This window comes from Agromyces fucosus, assembly GCF_004134865.1.
In the GTDB taxonomy this organism is placed as follows: Bacteria; Actinomycetota; Actinomycetes; order Actinomycetales; family Microbacteriaceae; genus Agromyces; species Agromyces fucosus.
Genome location: NZ_SDPO01000002.1, coordinates 885,279 through 899,659, shown reverse-complemented (window position 1 = coordinate 899,659; position 14,381 = coordinate 885,279). Strand labels below are relative to the sequence as shown.

At 72.1% G+C, this 14,381-nt stretch carries 18 protein-coding genes; 10 read left to right on the top strand and 8 right to left on the bottom strand.

What is annotated here, in order from left to right; genetic code table 11:
- Positions 1-22: 22 nt before the first annotated feature.
- A complete protein-coding gene (locus ESP57_RS09945; RefSeq protein WP_056006652.1) occupies positions 23-514 on the bottom strand; it encodes a MarR family winged helix-turn-helix transcriptional regulator in 492 nt (163 codons plus the stop codon).
- A 52-nt stretch (positions 515-566) separates the two neighbouring features.
- Between ESP57_RS09945 and ESP57_RS09940 the strand changes: the two genes are divergently transcribed.
- The 9 genes from ESP57_RS09940 (at position 567) to ESP57_RS09900 (ending at position 8,092) form a co-directional block, all read left to right on the top strand.
- Positions 567-1,352, top strand: coding sequence for a hypothetical protein (locus ESP57_RS09940; protein ID WP_207904524.1), 786 nt, complete (start codon positions 567-569; stop codon positions 1,350-1,352).
- Positions 1,349-2,173, top strand: a complete 825-nt coding sequence (locus tag ESP57_RS09935) for an SGNH/GDSL hydrolase family protein (protein ID WP_129231405.1) — start codon at positions 1,349-1,351, stop codon at positions 2,171-2,173. Before ESP57_RS09940 ends, ESP57_RS09935 begins: the two co-directional genes overlap by 4 nt.
- A 90-nt stretch (positions 2,174-2,263) precedes the next feature.
- Positions 2,264-3,424, top strand: a complete 1,161-nt coding sequence (gene hemE, locus ESP57_RS09930; RefSeq protein ID WP_129231404.1) for a uroporphyrinogen decarboxylase — start codon at positions 2,264-2,266, stop codon at positions 3,422-3,424.
- Positions 3,421-4,962 (top strand): protoporphyrinogen oxidase, encoded by a 1,542-nt coding sequence (gene hemG / locus ESP57_RS09925; RefSeq protein ID WP_129231403.1) that lies wholly within the window; start codon positions 3,421-3,423, stop codon positions 4,960-4,962. Before hemE ends, hemG begins: the two co-directional genes overlap by 4 nt.
- Before the next feature lie 99 nt (positions 4,963-5,061).
- Positions 5,062-5,535, top strand: a complete 474-nt coding sequence (locus ESP57_RS09920) for a hypothetical protein (protein ID WP_207904523.1) — start codon at positions 5,062-5,064, stop codon at positions 5,533-5,535.
- 19 nt (positions 5,536-5,554) lie between these two features.
- Complete coding sequence (locus ESP57_RS09915; protein ID WP_056006637.1) at positions 5,555-5,962, top strand: phage holin family protein; 408 nt, start codon at positions 5,555-5,557, stop codon at positions 5,960-5,962.
- On the top strand, positions 5,946-6,257 hold the full coding sequence (locus ESP57_RS09910; protein WP_129231401.1) for a DUF3618 domain-containing protein: 312 nt from the start codon (positions 5,946-5,948) through the stop codon (positions 6,255-6,257). The genes ESP57_RS09915 and ESP57_RS09910 overlap by 17 nt, the downstream gene beginning before the upstream one ends.
- Before the next feature lie 7 nt (positions 6,258-6,264).
- The gene (locus ESP57_RS09905) at positions 6,265-6,945 is read left to right on the top strand and encodes a GntR family transcriptional regulator (RefSeq protein ID WP_243648478.1); all 681 of its coding nucleotides are present in this window, start codon (positions 6,265-6,267) and stop codon (positions 6,943-6,945) included.
- 37 nt (positions 6,946-6,982) lie between these two features.
- A complete protein-coding gene (locus tag ESP57_RS09900) occupies positions 6,983-8,092 on the top strand; it encodes a class I SAM-dependent methyltransferase (protein ID WP_243648477.1) in 1,110 nt (369 codons plus the stop codon).
- Positions 8,093-8,135: 43 nt separating this feature from the next.
- Here ESP57_RS09900 and ESP57_RS09895 read toward each other — a convergent pair whose 3' ends face one another.
- From ESP57_RS09895 to idi, 7 genes are read right to left on the bottom strand one after another with little or no spacing between them, the layout of a single operon-like run.
- Positions 8,136-9,020, bottom strand: coding sequence for a prenyltransferase (locus ESP57_RS09895; protein ID WP_129231399.1), 885 nt, complete (start codon positions 9,018-9,020; stop codon positions 8,136-8,138).
- A complete protein-coding gene (locus ESP57_RS09890) occupies positions 9,010-9,315 on the bottom strand; it encodes a lycopene cyclase domain-containing protein (RefSeq protein ID WP_129231398.1) in 306 nt (101 codons plus the stop codon). Before ESP57_RS09890 ends, ESP57_RS09895 begins: the two co-directional genes overlap by 11 nt.
- On the bottom strand, positions 9,312-9,647 hold the full coding sequence (locus ESP57_RS09885; protein ID WP_056006625.1) for a lycopene cyclase domain-containing protein: 336 nt from the start codon (positions 9,645-9,647) through the stop codon (positions 9,312-9,314). Before ESP57_RS09885 ends, ESP57_RS09890 begins: the two co-directional genes overlap by 4 nt.
- The gene (gene crtI / locus ESP57_RS09880; protein WP_129231397.1) at positions 9,644-11,209 is read right to left on the bottom strand and encodes a phytoene desaturase family protein; all 1,566 of its coding nucleotides are present in this window, start codon (positions 11,207-11,209) and stop codon (positions 9,644-9,646) included. The genes ESP57_RS09885 and crtI overlap by 4 nt, the downstream gene beginning before the upstream one ends.
- On the bottom strand, positions 11,206-12,129 hold the full coding sequence (locus tag ESP57_RS09875) for a phytoene/squalene synthase family protein (RefSeq protein ID WP_129231396.1): 924 nt from the start codon (positions 12,127-12,129) through the stop codon (positions 11,206-11,208). The genes crtI and ESP57_RS09875 overlap by 4 nt, the downstream gene beginning before the upstream one ends.
- Positions 12,126-13,190: a polyprenyl synthetase family protein gene (locus tag ESP57_RS09870; protein WP_129231395.1), complete on the bottom strand. Its 1,065-nt coding sequence runs from the start codon at positions 13,188-13,190 to the stop codon at positions 12,126-12,128. Before ESP57_RS09870 ends, ESP57_RS09875 begins: the two co-directional genes overlap by 4 nt.
- Positions 13,187-13,750, bottom strand: a complete 564-nt coding sequence (gene idi, locus ESP57_RS09865) for an isopentenyl-diphosphate Delta-isomerase (protein ID WP_056006614.1) — start codon at positions 13,748-13,750, stop codon at positions 13,187-13,189. The genes ESP57_RS09870 and idi overlap by 4 nt, the downstream gene beginning before the upstream one ends.
- A 74-nt stretch (positions 13,751-13,824) precedes the next feature.
- On the opposite strand from idi, the gene ESP57_RS09860 reads away from it, so the two are divergent.
- Entirely contained in the window at positions 13,825-14,376 is a 552-nt protein-coding gene (locus ESP57_RS09860) for a MarR family winged helix-turn-helix transcriptional regulator (protein WP_243648476.1), read from the top strand.
- The last annotated feature ends 5 nt before the right edge of the window (positions 14,377-14,381 follow it).

Sequence of the window (14,381 nt, the reverse complement as noted above, 5' to 3'; positions counted from 1 at the left end):
TCCGACGGGATCCGGGGTGGACTCAGCCGCGCGATGCCCGATAGCCGGGATGCACCTCGGGATCGAGCTCATGAGCGGCCGCGATGCGCGCGAGCAGCCGCCCGAGCGTCTGCCGCTCCTCCTGGCTGAGCTCGGCGACGAGATCATCCTCGTGCTCGCGGCCGATGCGGCGCATCTGCGCCATCACATCGCGACCGCGGTCGGCGAGATGCAGTTCGTGCGTGCGTCGATCCGTGGTGCTGCGGGTGCGGGTGACGAGCTCCTTGCGCTCGAGCGCGTCCACGAGTGCGACGACGCGACTCGGGACCACGCCGAGCTTGCGAGCGAGCGACTGCTGGCTGAGGCCGGGCTCGACCGCGATCATGCGCAGCAGTCCGACATCGCTCGGCTGCACGTCGAGCTCGGCGAGGCGTTCGGCGAAGCGTGTCGAGGCGAAGGCGCCGACCTGCGAGAGCAGGAATCCGACGCGGTCGGCGGGCGGCCGGAACGGTGCCTCGTGCGCGGTCGTCTCCATGTCGACGACTCTACCAGTTGCGGATGAATCATTCTGTGCTATGAATGATTACATGCACAGAACGAATGATGCGGCGGTCGGAACCGCCGCGGCCGAGTCCCAGCACTCCGCCTCGTCCACCGGCGCGCGGCGCGCACCAGCAGGGCCGCCGTTGCCGCCTCTCGCGATCGTCGTCGTCGCGCTCTCGATGGCCTCGATCGTGCTGCCGACCGTGCTCGCCGGCGGCGCGACCTACCCGTCGCCGTTCGGTGACGGCGATGCGATCGTCGCCTACTTCCGTGAGCACGAGCTCTCGGTGCTGATCGCGGCGCTGCTGCAGTTCGCGGCATCCGTGCCGCTCGCGATCTTCGCGGCCGCCGCGACGACGCGACTCACCCAGCTCGGCGTGCGCGCACCGGGGGTGTCGATCGGCTTCGCCGGAGGCATCATCGCCGCGGCGTCGATGGCGTTGTCGGCCGGCTTCAGCTGGGCGCTCACGCGACCGGAACTGCTCGAGGAGCCCGGCATCGTGCGCCTCCTGCACGACCTGGCGTTCTTCGCCGGCGGCCCGGGGTTCATCGTGCCCCTCGGCCTCCTCATCGCCGGGCTCGCCGTACCGGGACTGCTGGCCGGCCTGCTGCCGCGCTGGCACGCGTGGGCGGGACTTGTGCTGGCCGGCCTCGCCATGGTCGCAACGCTCGTGGTCGCGATCCCCGAGCTCGCGGTGCTGCTGCCGATCGTGCGCTTCCCCTCGTTCGCGTGGATCGTGCTCTGCGCATTCCTGCTTCCACTGCGGCGAGCGGATGTCGCGCGGCCCGCGCGCAACCGTTCCGACGCGACCTCGGAGCCGCGGTCGTGAGGGATGCGATGCTCGACAAGCTCGTGCGCTTCGAGCGGCCGGAGCGCTCCCTTCCCTATGCCTGGGCGATGGACGACGCCGCGAGGGCGGGCGTCTTCGGCGCTGATCCACAGGCCTACGCCGACGCGGTGCACGCCCTCGACGCCCAGCGCACCGACGCCGTGCGTCGCCTGGCAGCAGCGCCGTCGGCGCAGGCCGCACTCGGCCGAGGGCCGTTCGCAACCGGCGCGCGAATCCTCGCGCTCGGCGAGAGCACGACGGCCGATCGGCTCTCGTGGTTCGAGCTGTTCACCGAGCTGTTCGCCTCCGAGCGGCCGCAACTCGAGCTGCAGTTCGAGAACCTCGCGATCTCGGGGTCCACGTCCACGCAGACCCTCGCGAGCCTTCCCGCTGTCCGGCGCCGGCAACCCGACGTCGTCTTCTGCATGCTCGGGACCAACGACGCCCGTCGCTTTCCCGGCGCAGGCGGTGACCGGCTCGTGAGCACCGCCGAGACCACCCGCAACCTGCAGCTCATCCGCCGCGACGCCGCGAGCGCGCCCGGCGTGCGCTGGATCTGGGTCGCGCCGACGCCGATCGACGAGCAGCAGGTCGCCGCCCACCCCTATCTCGGCGGGACCGGGCTCGCCTGGACCGACGCCGACGTGCGCGGCACCGCCGCGATCCTGCGAGTGGTGGCCGAGCCGGGAGACCTCGTCATCGACCCGGCGGACGCTTCCGGCCCGTTGCCCCTTCTCGACGACGGCCTCCACCCGCAGCTCACGGCGCAGGCGACGCTCGCGGCGCATGTGCTCGAGATGCTGGCTGGGCCCGAGCGCTGAGCCTGCAGCTGATCGATCTTGGTGCTGCATCCGATCGCCGGATCTTCACTCAGCCGATCGCCGGATCTTCACTCAGGCCGATACGAGACAATGTCAGGCGTGATCCTCTCCCCGCAGCATCCGCTCTCCGCCGGCCTGACCTCCGACTCGCGACTCGTGCGCGCATACCGGGGAGAGCGTGCCGACGCGACACCCGTCTGGTTCATGCGGCAGGCGGGGCGCTCGCTGCCCGAGTACCGCGACCTCCGGGTCGGCACCCGCATGCTCGACGCCTGCCTCGACCCGGCGATGGCGAGCGAGATCACGCTGCAGCCCGTGCGCCGCCACAGGGTCGACGCCGGCATCTTCTTCAGCGACATCGTCGTGCCGCTGAAGCTCGTGGGCGTCGACGTCGAGATCCAGCCGGGTCGCGGTCCGGTCTTCGGGCGGGCCTACGCGGATGCCGCGGGCGTCGCCGAGCTCACGGCGATCGACCCTGCACGGCTCGACGAGGCATCCGCCCCCATCACCGAGGCCGTCGCCCGCACGGTCGCCGAGCTGAACACGACCGACAACGGCTCGGGCACCCCGACGCCGCTCATCGGCTTCGCCGGCGCCCCGTTCACGCTCGCGGCGTACCTCACCGAGGGCGGCCCCTCGAAGGACCACCTCGCCGCCCGCACCCTCATGCACGCCGATCCCGGCGCATGGCGCGCGCTCATGGACTGGACCGCCGAGCTCACCGGCCGCTTCCTGCGCACGCAGGTGCTCGCCGGGGCATCCGCCGCCCAGCTCTTCGACTCGTGGGCCGGCGCCATCTCGCTCGCCGACTACGAGACGCACGTCGCCCCGGCCTCGGCGGCGGCGCTCGCCCACGTGCACGACCTCGCCTACGAGACCGCGGATGCCTCGGGCGGCGCCGATGCCGCACCGACCACCCGCAGCGTGCCCGTCGTGCACTTCGGCGTCGGCACCGGCGAACTGCTGGGCGCGATGCACGGCATCGGCGTCGACACGGTGGGCGTCGACTACCGCATCCCGCTCGACGTCGCCGCGGCGCGCGTCGGCGAGGGCGTGCCGCTGCAGGGCAACCTCGACCCGGCCCTGCTCGCCGCCCCGTGGCCCGTGCTCGAGGCGGCCGTGCGCGACGTGCTCCGCCGTGGGCAGGCCGCTCCCGCGCACGTCTTCAACCTCGGGCACGGCGTGCCGCCCGAGACCGACCCGACGGTGCTGACGCGCGTCGTCGAACTCGTGCACGGGGCCTCGGCATGAGCGACCGCCCGACGCCGGCGGGCGACCCGGCCGCAGAGCCCGTCGTCGAGCATGTCACCGCCGACGTCGTCGTGATCGGCGGCGGTGTCGCCGGCCTCGTCGCGGCACTCGAGTGCGCGAAGGTCGGTCTGCAGGTCACCCTGCTCGAGCGCCGCGAGGAACTCGGCGGATGCGTCGGGCGCATCGAGCTCGACGGGCTCACGCTCGACAGCGGAGCCGAGTCGTTCGCGACCCGCGGCGGCACGGTCGCCGAACTGCTCGGCTCCCTCGGCCTCGACGCCGACGTCGAGAACCCGAACCCCGCCGGCGCCTGGCTCGTGATGCCCGGCAAGCAGGGCCTCGACGCGGCGCCGCTGCCGAAGACGGGCATGCTCGGCATCCCGGCCAACCCGCTCGGCGACGACGTGCGGCGCATCATCGGCTGGAACGGCGCGATCCGCGCCTACCTCGACCGCGTGAAGCCGATCCTCCGCATCGGCCGCGCCCGCAGCCTCGGCGAACTGGTGCGTGAGCGCATGGGCCAGGCAGTGCTCGACCGGCTCGTCACGCCCATCTCCGCGGGCGTCTACTCGACCGATCCCGTCGCCCTCGACCTCGACCTCGTCGCCCCCGGGCTCAACGAGGCGATGACGCGTACCGGTTCGCTGTCGGGAGGTGTCGGGCAGCTTCTCGAGGAGCGGAAGGCCGGCAGCGCCGTGCGCGGCATCCGCGGAGGCATGCACCGTCTCGTCGACGCCCTCGAACGAGAGCTCGCACGCTTCGGCGTCACGGTCGTGCGCGGCGCCGAGGTCACGGGCCTCGAGCGCGACGCCGCGACCCGCGAGCGCGACGCCGTGTCGTCGGCCGAGGCATCCGGATGGCTCGTCACCGCGACGACCTCGACCGGCCGGATGCTGGTGACCGCCCCCGACGTCGTGCTCGCCGCCTCGGGCCATGCCGCGCTCTCGCTCGTCGACGACGCGCTCGACGGCTGGACGCACACGAGCGACGCCGACGGCGCGGCCTGGCCCGCCGCCGCTTCCGTCGAACTCGTCACGCTCGTCCTCGACGCGCCCGCCCTCGATGCAGCCCCGCGCGGCACCGGCGTGCTCGTCGCGGCCGACGCGCCCGGGGTGACGGCGAAGGCCCTCACCCATTCGACCGCGAAGTGGTCGTGGCTGGCCGAGCAGGCGGGCGGCCGCCACGTCGTGCGCCTCTCCTACGGGCGCGCCGGTGCGGCGAACCCCCTCGACGGGCGTTCCGACGCCGAGGTCGCGGAGCTCGCGCTCGCGGATGCCTCACTGCTGCTCGGCGTGCAGCTCGACGAGCGGATGCTCCGCGCCTCGGGCCGCACCGTGTGGCGCGACGCCATCTCGCAGGCGACCATCGGTCAGCACGAGCGGGTGCACGCGCTCGAGGACGCGCTCGCCGCGGAGCCCGGCATCGAGGCGACCGGCTCGTGGGTCGCCGGCACCGGTCTCGCCTCGGTGGTGCCCCATGCGCTCGAGGCTGCACGACGCGTGCGTCACCGCCGGGTGCAGCCCGACGGCAACGCATAGCCGGAACGGAATATTTCGACGCAACCCCCTTGCGCGGCCTCGTGCGGGGTCTACGCTTGAAACGAGCTGTGGTGAACCACAGGGGGAGATGGGGTGCATATGAAAGGCAAGATCCTCTTCGTCGTGGGGCTCGGAGTCGGCTACGTGCTCGGTACGCGGGCCGGTCGAGAGCGCTACGAGCAGATCCGCAAGGCGGCCGAGGGCGTGTGGAACACGCCGGCCGTGCAGCAGGGAGTCGACTCCGTCAAGGGGTTCGCGGCCGACAAGGTCGGCGACCTCTCCGACACCGTGCTCGACGGCGTGAAGTCGTTCATCGGCAACGCGACCCGCGGCGCCGGCGCCACGAAGGGCGACGTCAGCGGGGCGGCGAAGTCCGCGAAGCAGAACGTGTCGAAGACCGCCGCCGCGGCGAAGTCGGCCGTCGACAGTGCGGCCTCCGCGCTCGGAGACGCGATCGACGATGCCGCAGAGGTCGCTTCATCCGCGGCATCCGGGGCGAAGGGCGGGGCGAAGCGCCCGCCGGCGAAGCGCGGCACCACGGGCAAGGCCGAGCCCGCCGCATCCGACTCCTGAACACGGAGGTGTTGACGCGATGACCGCGCCCTCGAACGACGACCGCTCACTGTTCACGCTGATCGGCGACCTGCCCGACACGATCTCGTCGCTCGTGCGCGCCGAGATCGACCAGATCAAGGCCGAGATCTCCTACAAGGTCAAGCACTTCGGCATCGGGTCGGGGCTCGTCGCGGGCGCCGCCGTGGTCGGCGTCTTCCTGCTCTTTACGCTCATCACCACCGCGATCTTCGCGCTCGCGCTCGTGATGCCCGCGTGGGCGGCCGCGCTCACCGTGTCGGGCGTGCTGCTGCTCATCATCGCGGTCCTGCTGTGGATCGCCTACGTCAACTTCAAGCGGGGCTCGGAGCCCCTCGAGTCCGTCGAGAGCCTGAAGGCCGACCTCGACGCCCTGAAGGGAACGGGTGACTATGACCGCCGCTACTGACGCCCCCGGCCCCCGACCCTCGAAGCGCGACGCCGCGGCGCGCGAGCGCAACCTGACGCGCGTGCAGGCGAAGGTCGCCTCGCAGCAGGCCAGGGCCGAGTTCGCCGAGACGCTCAACGCCCTCGAAGACAAGCTCAACGTGCCGAAGCAGGTCGGCATCCGCACCGAGCGCGCCAAGCGCAAGCTGCGCCGATTCGCCGATGAGCAGCCCGTGGCGGCGGTCGTCGCGGCCGTCGGCGTCGTGGCCGTCGTCGGCATCGGCGTGTGGCTCATCGTGCGCTCGAAGTTCGACTGATCGCGCCGTGGCCTCAGCCACCGACAGCAGCGGCACCGCTGGCACCACCGTCGACCGGGTCGCCGGCCTCGTGCGGGCCGAGATCCTGAGCGGGGTGCTCGCCCCCGACACGCCGCTTCGCGAGGAGGCGGCCGCCGAGCAGTTCGGGGTCTCGCGCCACACCGTGCGCGCCGCGTTCCAGCGGCTCGTCTCCGAACGGCTCGCCGTCGCCGAGGCGTACCGCGGAGTGCGGGTGGCGAGCTTCGACCGTGCTCACGTGATCGCCCTGCAGCAGTACCGCGCGGCGCTCGAGGTCGAGGCCGTGCGCATCGCCGGTGAGCGCCACGGCGAGGAATGGCCCGGCGAGGTGCTTGCGCCGGCGCGAGCGACGCTCGACGCGCTCGATCGGCTCGCCGACACCGACGCCGACGTCGACGCAGGTGGGGGCATCGACTGGCTCGAGGTCGAGCGCCTGCACGCCGAGTTCCATCACGCGGTCGTCGCCGCGTCGATGAGCCCGCGCATCATCGAGGCCCACGCGGCACTCGGCAGCGAACTGCTGCTCTTCCTGCTGCACGTGCGCCCGCACTACACGCTCGACACGCTCATCGAGGAGCACCGTGCCCTGCTCGACGAGCTCCCGACCCGCGGCGGCGACGCCGTGCGGGAGCACCTCGAGCACTCCACGAGACTCCTCACCGGCGCCTGACGCGACCGCACCGGGCCGGAAGGAAGGGGACGTCGACGTGACGGAACAGCCCGACGAGACGCCCACGCCCCCGAGCGGCGACGGGACGACGGCCTTCGCGGAACGGGTCTTCGGCGACATGCTCGGCGCGTTCGAACTGCTCAGCATCCACCTCGGCGATCGGCTCGGTTGGTATCGTGCGCTCGCCGACGGGGGGCCGCTCGACCCGCGTGCGCTCGCCGAGCGAACGGGAACGGATGAGCGCTACGCCCGCGAGTGGCTCGAGCAGCAGGCGGTCTCCGGCATCCTCACCGTCGAGGACGCCGAGCCCGAGGCATCCGCTCGCCGATTCGTCCTGCCGCCGGCGCACGCCGATGCCCTCGTGAATCCCGACTCGCTCGACTACGTCGCTCCCCTCGGACGCTTCATCGCCGCGGTCGGCGCGCAACTCGGGCCCCTGCTCGAGGCATATCGATCGGGTGGAGGCGTCTCATGGGCGCAGCTCGGCGACGACGCCCGATCGGCACAGGGCGATGTCAACCGGCCGTGGTTCCTGCACCGGCTCGGCGACGCGCTGGCGAGCGTCCCGTCGCTGTATGACGTGCTCTCGCGGCCGGGGGCGCGCATCGCGGACATCGGCATGGGGCACGGCTGGTCGTCGATCGCCCTCGCACAGGCGTACCCGTCTGCGCGGGTCGAGGGCTTCGACGTCGACGCCGAGTCGGTCGTCGCGGCACGCGGGCACGCCGCCGAGGCGCATCTCGGCGACCGCGTGCGCTTCCACCACGTGGCCGGCGAGGGAATGCCGCAGGAGGCCGTCTTCGACGCGGCTTTCGTGTTCGAGGCGCTGCACGACATGCCGTTCCCGGTCGAGGTGCTGACCTCGATCAGGCGGGCCGTGAAGCGCGACGGGGAAGTCGTGATCATGGACGAGGCGGTGGCCGAGGCGTTCGCGCCCGACGGCGACGACGTCGAGCGCATCATGTACGGGTACAGCATCTTCATGTGCCTGCCCGACGGGCTGTCCACGCCCGGTTCGGTCGGCACCGGTACCGTGATGCGCCAATCGAGGCTCGAGCGGTACGCCCGAGAGGCGGGGTTCTCGGGCATCGAGCTGCTGCCGATCGAGGGGTTCGCGTTCTTCCGCTTCACGCGGCTGCTCCACTGAGGTGCAGCTCTCCTGAGTTGCGGCTGCTCTGTTGAGCTGACGGTCACGCCGTGATGGCGGCGTACCAGATGAGCAGCATCGTCACGAGGAATCCGACGACGTAGTTGATGAGGAGGAAGAGCCGCCACCCGGCGTTCGCGCGACCCGACGACGCGTCGGTGACGCCCCTGAACGGTGCGGCCGCCGCGATGTACGGCGCCACGAGCACCGCGGCGAGCGGGCCCGGCCACGAGGTCGCGAGCATGAGCACGCCCGCGGTCACCCACATGGCGATCGCGAACCGCACCGTGCGTCGCGCCCCGAGGGCGGTCGCGATAGAGGCGATGCCCGCGGTGCGGTCCGGCACCACGTCCTGGACGGCACCGAAGGCGTGGCTCGCGATGCCCCACGCCAGGAACGCGAGCAGCAGTGCGATGAGGGGCGGCGTGAACGCCGCTCCCGCGAGCACGAGACCGTACACCGCCGGGCTCACGAAGTGCACGCTCGATGTCAGCGAATCGAGGAACGGCACCTCCTTGAACCGCAGCCCGGGCACCGAGTACGCCGCGACCGCGAAGAGGCTCACGGCGAGCACCGCCCATGACGCCGGCCCGCCCAACGCGAGCAGCACGATGACGAACGGCACGCAGCCCGCGACGGCCGCGATGATCGTCATGCGGTGCCGATCCGGCACGAGGAGCGCCCCCTCGACGCCGCCCTTGCGCGGGTTCGCGGCGTCCGAGGCGTAGTCGAAGACGTCGTTCACGCCGTACATCGCGAGGTTGTACGGCACCAGGAAGAAGAGCGTGCCGACGACGAACGCGACGTCGATCTCGCGTGCGGTCAGCAGGTACGCGGCGGCGAACGGGAACGCGGTGTTCACCCAGCTCAGCGGCCGGGAGGCGGTGAAGAGGTCGGCGATCACGCTGCGGCGAGTGTCAGTCGGCATCGGCTCGTGCTCCCATGAGGTTCCAGAGTCCGCTGAGGAGGAGCACGCCGGCGATCGGATAGGCGAGGTCCTCGAGCGGGGCGAGGCCCACGCGGACTCCCGAGATGTGCGCATCGGCGTAGTCGAACAGCCCCGTCGCGATCATGATCGAGTCGAACGCGATCGTGAGCGCGACGAGCACGAGTGCCGAGAGCAGCACCGCCCGCCCATGGCCGCGCGGTCCGCGACGCCAGCCGGCGACCGCGATGACGGCCGCCACCACGAGGAAGGCGGCGGAGAGCAGCAGGTAGGTCATCGACGCACCGCCTCTTTCACTGCGATCAGGCGGAGCGCGCCGGTGTAGAGCACGAGCGTCAGGTAGCAGAGGAAGCCCAGGAAGACGAGCTCCTCGAGGGGTAGTTCGGGGGCGAGCAGGATGCCGGTGCTCACCGCGTTCTCGCCCCGGTGGAAGATGCCGAGGGCGATGCCCGCGATGTCCCACGCCAGGAAGAACACGAGCCCTGCGCCGAGCACGACGATCGCCCGCAGTCGCCGTCCGGGGACGCCGAACACGAGTCGGAACCGGGCGTCGAGCAGCGCCATGCAGGCGATGGCGGCGAGGAGCACCCCGAGGTAGGCGAGCGTCATGCCGTCACGCTCCGCACGGTGGGCTCGGCGAGCGGGCCGGCGCCGCGCTCGCCGCGCAGCGCCTTCGCCACGAGCTCGGCGCTGATCAGGCACATCGGCAGCCCGATGCCGGGCACCGTGGTCGCTCCCGCGAAGTACAGGTCCTCGACCGTGCTCGATGCGGTGCGCCCCCGCAGGAAGGCGCTCTGGCGCAGCACGTGCGCCGGTCCGAGCGCCGAGCCGCGCCACGAGTTGAAGTCGGCCTCGAAGTCGGCCGGGCCGACCGTGCGGCGCACGACGACGCGATCCGCGAGGTCGGGCACGCCCGCCCACGAGGCGATCTGGGCGATCGCCGCGTCGGCGATGCGCTCGACCGAGTCGTCGCCTGCGCCGTCGACGCCGCCGCGTCCGATCGACGGGTCGGCCGGCACCGGCACGAGCACGAAGAGGTTCTCGTGGCCGTCGGGCGCCACCGAGGGATCCGTCGCGCTCGGCCGGCACACGTAGAGCGACGCCGGGTCGGGCACCGAGGGCGATCGGCCGAAGATGCGGTCGAAGTTCGCCGCCCAGTCCTCGGTGAACAGCAGGGTGTGGTGCAGCAGCTGGGGGAGTTCGCCGCGCACGCCGAGCATGACGAGGACCGCGCCGGGGCCGGGGTCGGCGCGGCGCCACGAGGCATCCGACCGGCTCCTCGACGCGGGAGGCAGCAACGCCGTCTCGGTGTGATGGACGTCGGCGGCCGAGACGACGACGTCGGCCGCGACCTCATGCGCGACTCCGTCGCGATCGAGGTAGAGGATGCCGCGCGCCGCACCCGACTCGACGGTGATGCTCGTGACCCTCGCGTCCGTCACGATGCGCGCCCCGGCCTCCTGCGCCAGCCGGGCCACGCTGTCGATGACCTCGCGGAATCCGCCCTGGGGATAGAACACGCCGTCGTCGAGGTCGAAATGGCTCATCAGGTGGTACAGGCTCGGCGCGGCTGACGGCGAGGTGCCGAGGAACACGGCGGGGTAGCCGAGCACCTGGCGCAGGCGCGGGTCGCGGAAGCGTCGGGCGATGAAGCGATCGAGGGGCTGCAGGAGCAGCCGGCCGAGGCGACCGATGCGCCGCAGCACCGGCGGGACGAGCAGGGTGCCCGGGGAGGAGAAGTCGTTGTAGAGGAAGTGGTCGAGCGCGAGACGCGTCGTCTCCCCGGCCGAGTCGAGGTACTGCTCGAGGCGGCGCCCGGCACCCGGCTCGATCGCCTCGAACGCCGCTGCCGCCCGTGTCCGGTCGGACGCGAGGTCGAGTGGCTCGGACCGGCGCTCGAAGAGCACGCGGTACCCGGGCTCCAGTCGCACGAGGTCGAGCTCGGCGGCGGCGCTCGTGCCCATCAGCCGGTAGAAGTGCTCGAACACCTCGGGCATGAGGTACCACGACGGGCCGGTGTCGAAGCGGAACCCGCCCGCGTCCCATCGCCCGGCGCGACCGCCGACGGTCTCGTTCGCCTCGTAGACGGTCACGTCGTGCCCGTCGCGGGCGAGCAGCGCCGCCGTCGCGAGGCCTGCGATGCCGCCCCCGACGATCGCGACCCGGCTCATGCCGGCGCCCCGGGCAGCGGAGCGGGCTGCGACGCCGACGCCGCAGGTGCGCGCCGCGGTCGCGTGCCGGCGGCTGCGGCGAGGAGGAGGAGCTTCCGCGGCGTCGACACGCGCACCCTCGCGACGAGCAGCTCGCGCGCCGGCGTTCGGCGCAGCCGTGCCGACAGGGCGGAGAACAGCGCATGCGCGGCGGCGACGGCCCTGCGGCATCCGCTCGGCAGCTCGGGAATCACCTCAGCGGCGATCGCGAGGTCGCGATCGAGGTCGTCGAGCAGGCGCAGCTTGTCGGCTTCGTCGAGGTGCGCCGGGTCGACGCCCGGGAAGTAGCGGCGGCCGAGGGAACCGTAGTCGTCGGCGAGGTCGCGCAGGAAGTTCACCTTCTGGAACGCCGCGCCGAGATGCCGGGCCCCCCGCTGCCAGCGCGCGTCGCGCTCGTCGTCGACGGGAAGCCCCTCGCTGAAGGCGCGCAGGCACATCAGCCCGACGACCTCCGCCGAGCCGTGGATGTACTCGCGGAGCTCGGCCTCGTCGAAGTCCACCGGGTCGAGGTCGCGCCGCATCGACGCGAAGAACGGCCGCGTCAGCTCGCGCCCGAACCCCGTGGTGCGGGCCGTGCGCGCGAAGGCGTGCACGACGAGGTTCGAGCTGTAGCCGCGGGCGATCGCCTGCTCGGTCTCCACCTCGAGGGCATCGAGCATCGCGCGCCGTTCATCCGGCCCGAGCCCGGCCTCCTCTGCCGGGCCGTCCACGATCTCGTCGGCGATGCGCACGAGCGCGTAGACGTCGGCGAGGTGGTCGCGCACCGGGCGCGAGCACAGGCGGCTCGCGAGCCCGAACGACGTCGAGTAGTGCGTGATGACCTGGGCGGAGCCGAGGTGGGCCGCGCGATCGTAGAGCGCGAGCCCGGTCGCCCCGGTCATCGTGCACGCTCCGTGCAGGTGCGGGCCGTCATCGTCAGCGACTCCTGCAGGCCGTGCGGCAGGTCCGCCGCCGCGATCGCGTCGACGGCGGCGGCGCAGCGCGCGTCGATGAGGCGCTCGACGCGGTCGCGGGCGCCGCTCGTCTCGATCGCACGTCGGAGTCCCGTCGCCCCGGCGTCGTCGAGCTCGGGACTCCCGAAGCCGGCGGCGGCGCGGTCCCAGTCGGGATGCACGCGGGCATAGGCGACGAGCAGCGTCTCCTTGCCCTCGCGCAGGTCGGAGAGCGATGACTTGCCGGTGACCGTCGCCGAGCCGAAGACGCCGAGCACGTCGTCGCGCAGCTGGAACGCGACGCCCAGATGGCGGCCGATCTCGCCGAGTCGCGCGACCGAGGCAGCAGAGGCGCCGCCGAGCACCGCTCCGGCCTGGAGGGGCGCACTGAACGAATATGAGGCGGTCTTGTTCTCGATCATGGCGAGGATGTCGCGCTCGCCGGGGGCGGCACCGGCGTGCCGCACGTCGGCGTGCTCGCCCGCCGCCGCGAGGAAGACGCACTCGTCGACGATCTCGAGCAACGAGGCCCGTACCTGGCGTGGCGCCTCGAGCTCGGCCACCACCCGCAGGGCGCCCGCGATGAGCAGGTCGCCGGCGAGAATGGCGGATGCCTCGCCGTAGTCGTTGGCCCGATCGACCGGCAGCCCCCGGCCGACCCCGTCGAGCGCGAACCGGCCGGCGACGTTGGGCGCTCCCCGTCGCACGAGGTCGTGGTCGATCACGTCGTCGTGCATGAGGAACGCGGTGTGCAGGAGCTCGAACGCCGAGGCCAGCCGCACCGATTCCGCCGAGCTCCCGCCGGCGAATGCGGCATGGGCGGCGAGCACGAGTTCGGGGCGGATGCGCTTGCCGCCGGCGGCGCCGTCGCGGGCGGCGACCCAGAGCCGGACGTAGTCGTCGCCGTGGCTCGCTGCGCGCTCGAGCTGCCGGGCGAAGTAGTCGTCGAGGAACTCGGAGACGGCGATGCCGCCGCCGTCGATCCGTCGATCGAGGGTCGCGCCGATCATGATGCGATGGCCTCGCGCCGGTCGAGGGAGCCCCCGAGGAACGGCAGCAGCTGCGCCTGCAGCACGAACCACGGGCTGAACGCCCACGGCGCGTGCTCGATCGCCGAGGCGAGACGATGCGGTGCCACCCAGGCGAAGTCCATGACCTCGCCCGGGTGCGGCTCGAGCTCGGAGGTCGCGTACGCCGTGTAGACGGGGCAGAGCTCGTTCTCGACGAGCCCCGAGGCATCCGTCGCCCGGTAGTGGAAGAACGGGAGCACCGGCTCGATGCCCTCGAGCGAGAGCCCGAGTTCGAACTCGCCGCGTCGGCGGATCGCGTGCGTCAGGGTCTCCGCCGGGGCGGGATGGCCGCAGAACGAGTTGGTCCAGACACCTGGCCAGGTCTGCTTCGAGAGGGCGCGCCGGGTCACGAGGAGCTCGTCGCGCTCGTTGAAGACGTGGCAGGAGAACGCCAGGTGGCGCGCGGTGTCCGCGCCGTGCACGCTCGACTTCGGCGCCCGGCCGATGGCACGGCCGTCGGCGTCGAGGAGCACGACCTCTTCGATGTCGCTGAGGGTCATGGGGACTCCCTCCTTTGCTGCATTGGCTAGAAGTTAGCTTAGCGAGAAATAAACAAACTGGCTAGAATCAAGCCATGGCAACTGAGCGGGAGGGGCGGCACGACATCGCGGCCGCGATGCACGACCCCCGCATCTCCGACCACGACGAAGAACTCGTGAACCGTTCCGGACTCGACGACGAGCAGGTCGACCAGATCGTGCGCGTCATGCAGAGCCTGCGGGGCTGGCACGAGGCGGAGCGCCGCATGAGCGAGGCGTCGAGCCGCTACATGAAGCTCAACCCCACCGACATGCGCGCCCTGCGCTTCCTCATCGCCGCCCGCAACCAGGGCGAGATCGCGACGCCCGGCGCGATCAGCGAGTACCTCGGCATCTCGAGCGCGTCGACGACCAAGCTGCTCGACCGGCTCGAGCGCGGCGGCCACATCGTGCGGGCGCCGCACCCGAGCGATCGGCGCGCGCTCGCCATCTCGGTGACCGACGACACCCGCATTGTGGCGCGCGAGTCGGTGGGCCGCTTGCACGCCCGGCGATTCGACGCCGCGGCCGCGCTCACCCCAGACGAGCGCGAGGTCGTGATCCGCTTCCTCGACGCGCTCAGCGCGACCGAGCAGGATCACGAGTAGCCGCG

Excerpts from the sequence above, each read along its gene's own strand:
- ESP57_RS09860 (WP_243648476.1), top strand. The coding sequence starts at position 13,825 with ATGGCAACTGAGCGGGAGGGGCGGCACGACATCGCGGCCGCGATGCAC.
- ESP57_RS09870 (WP_129231395.1), bottom strand. The coding sequence starts at position 13,190 with ATGATCGGCGCGACCCTCGATCGACGGATCGACGGCGGCGGCATCGCC.
- idi (WP_056006614.1), bottom strand. The coding sequence starts at position 13,750 with ATGACCCTCAGCGACATCGAAGAGGTCGTGCTCCTCGACGCCGACGGC.
- ESP57_RS09940 (WP_207904524.1), top strand. The coding sequence starts at position 567 with ATGCACAGAACGAATGATGCGGCGGTCGGAACCGCCGCGGCCGAGTCC.
- ESP57_RS09920 (WP_207904523.1), top strand. The coding sequence starts at position 5,062 with ATGAAAGGCAAGATCCTCTTCGTCGTGGGGCTCGGAGTCGGCTACGTG.
- ESP57_RS09915 (WP_056006637.1), top strand. The coding sequence starts at position 5,555 with ATGACCGCGCCCTCGAACGACGACCGCTCACTGTTCACGCTGATCGGC.
- ESP57_RS09945 (WP_056006652.1), bottom strand. The coding sequence starts at position 514 with ATGGAGACGACCGCGCACGAGGCACCGTTCCGGCCGCCCGCCGACCGC.
- ESP57_RS09890 (WP_129231398.1), bottom strand. The coding sequence starts at position 9,315 with ATGACCTACCTGCTGCTCTCCGCCGCCTTCCTCGTGGTGGCGGCCGTC.
- crtI (WP_129231397.1), bottom strand. The coding sequence starts at position 11,209 with ATGAGCCGGGTCGCGATCGTCGGGGGCGGCATCGCAGGCCTCGCGACG.
- ESP57_RS09910 (WP_129231401.1), top strand. The coding sequence starts at position 5,946 with ATGACCGCCGCTACTGACGCCCCCGGCCCCCGACCCTCGAAGCGCGAC.
- hemE (WP_129231404.1), top strand. The coding sequence starts at position 2,264 with ATGTCAGGCGTGATCCTCTCCCCGCAGCATCCGCTCTCCGCCGGCCTG.
- ESP57_RS09885 (WP_056006625.1), bottom strand. The coding sequence starts at position 9,647 with ATGACGCTCGCCTACCTCGGGGTGCTCCTCGCCGCCATCGCCTGCATG.
- hemG (WP_129231403.1), top strand. The coding sequence starts at position 3,421 with ATGAGCGACCGCCCGACGCCGGCGGGCGACCCGGCCGCAGAGCCCGTC.
- ESP57_RS09895 (WP_129231399.1), bottom strand. The coding sequence starts at position 9,020 with ATGCCGACTGACACTCGCCGCAGCGTGATCGCCGACCTCTTCACCGCC.
- ESP57_RS09875 (WP_129231396.1), bottom strand. The coding sequence starts at position 12,129 with ATGACCGGGGCGACCGGGCTCGCGCTCTACGATCGCGCGGCCCACCTC.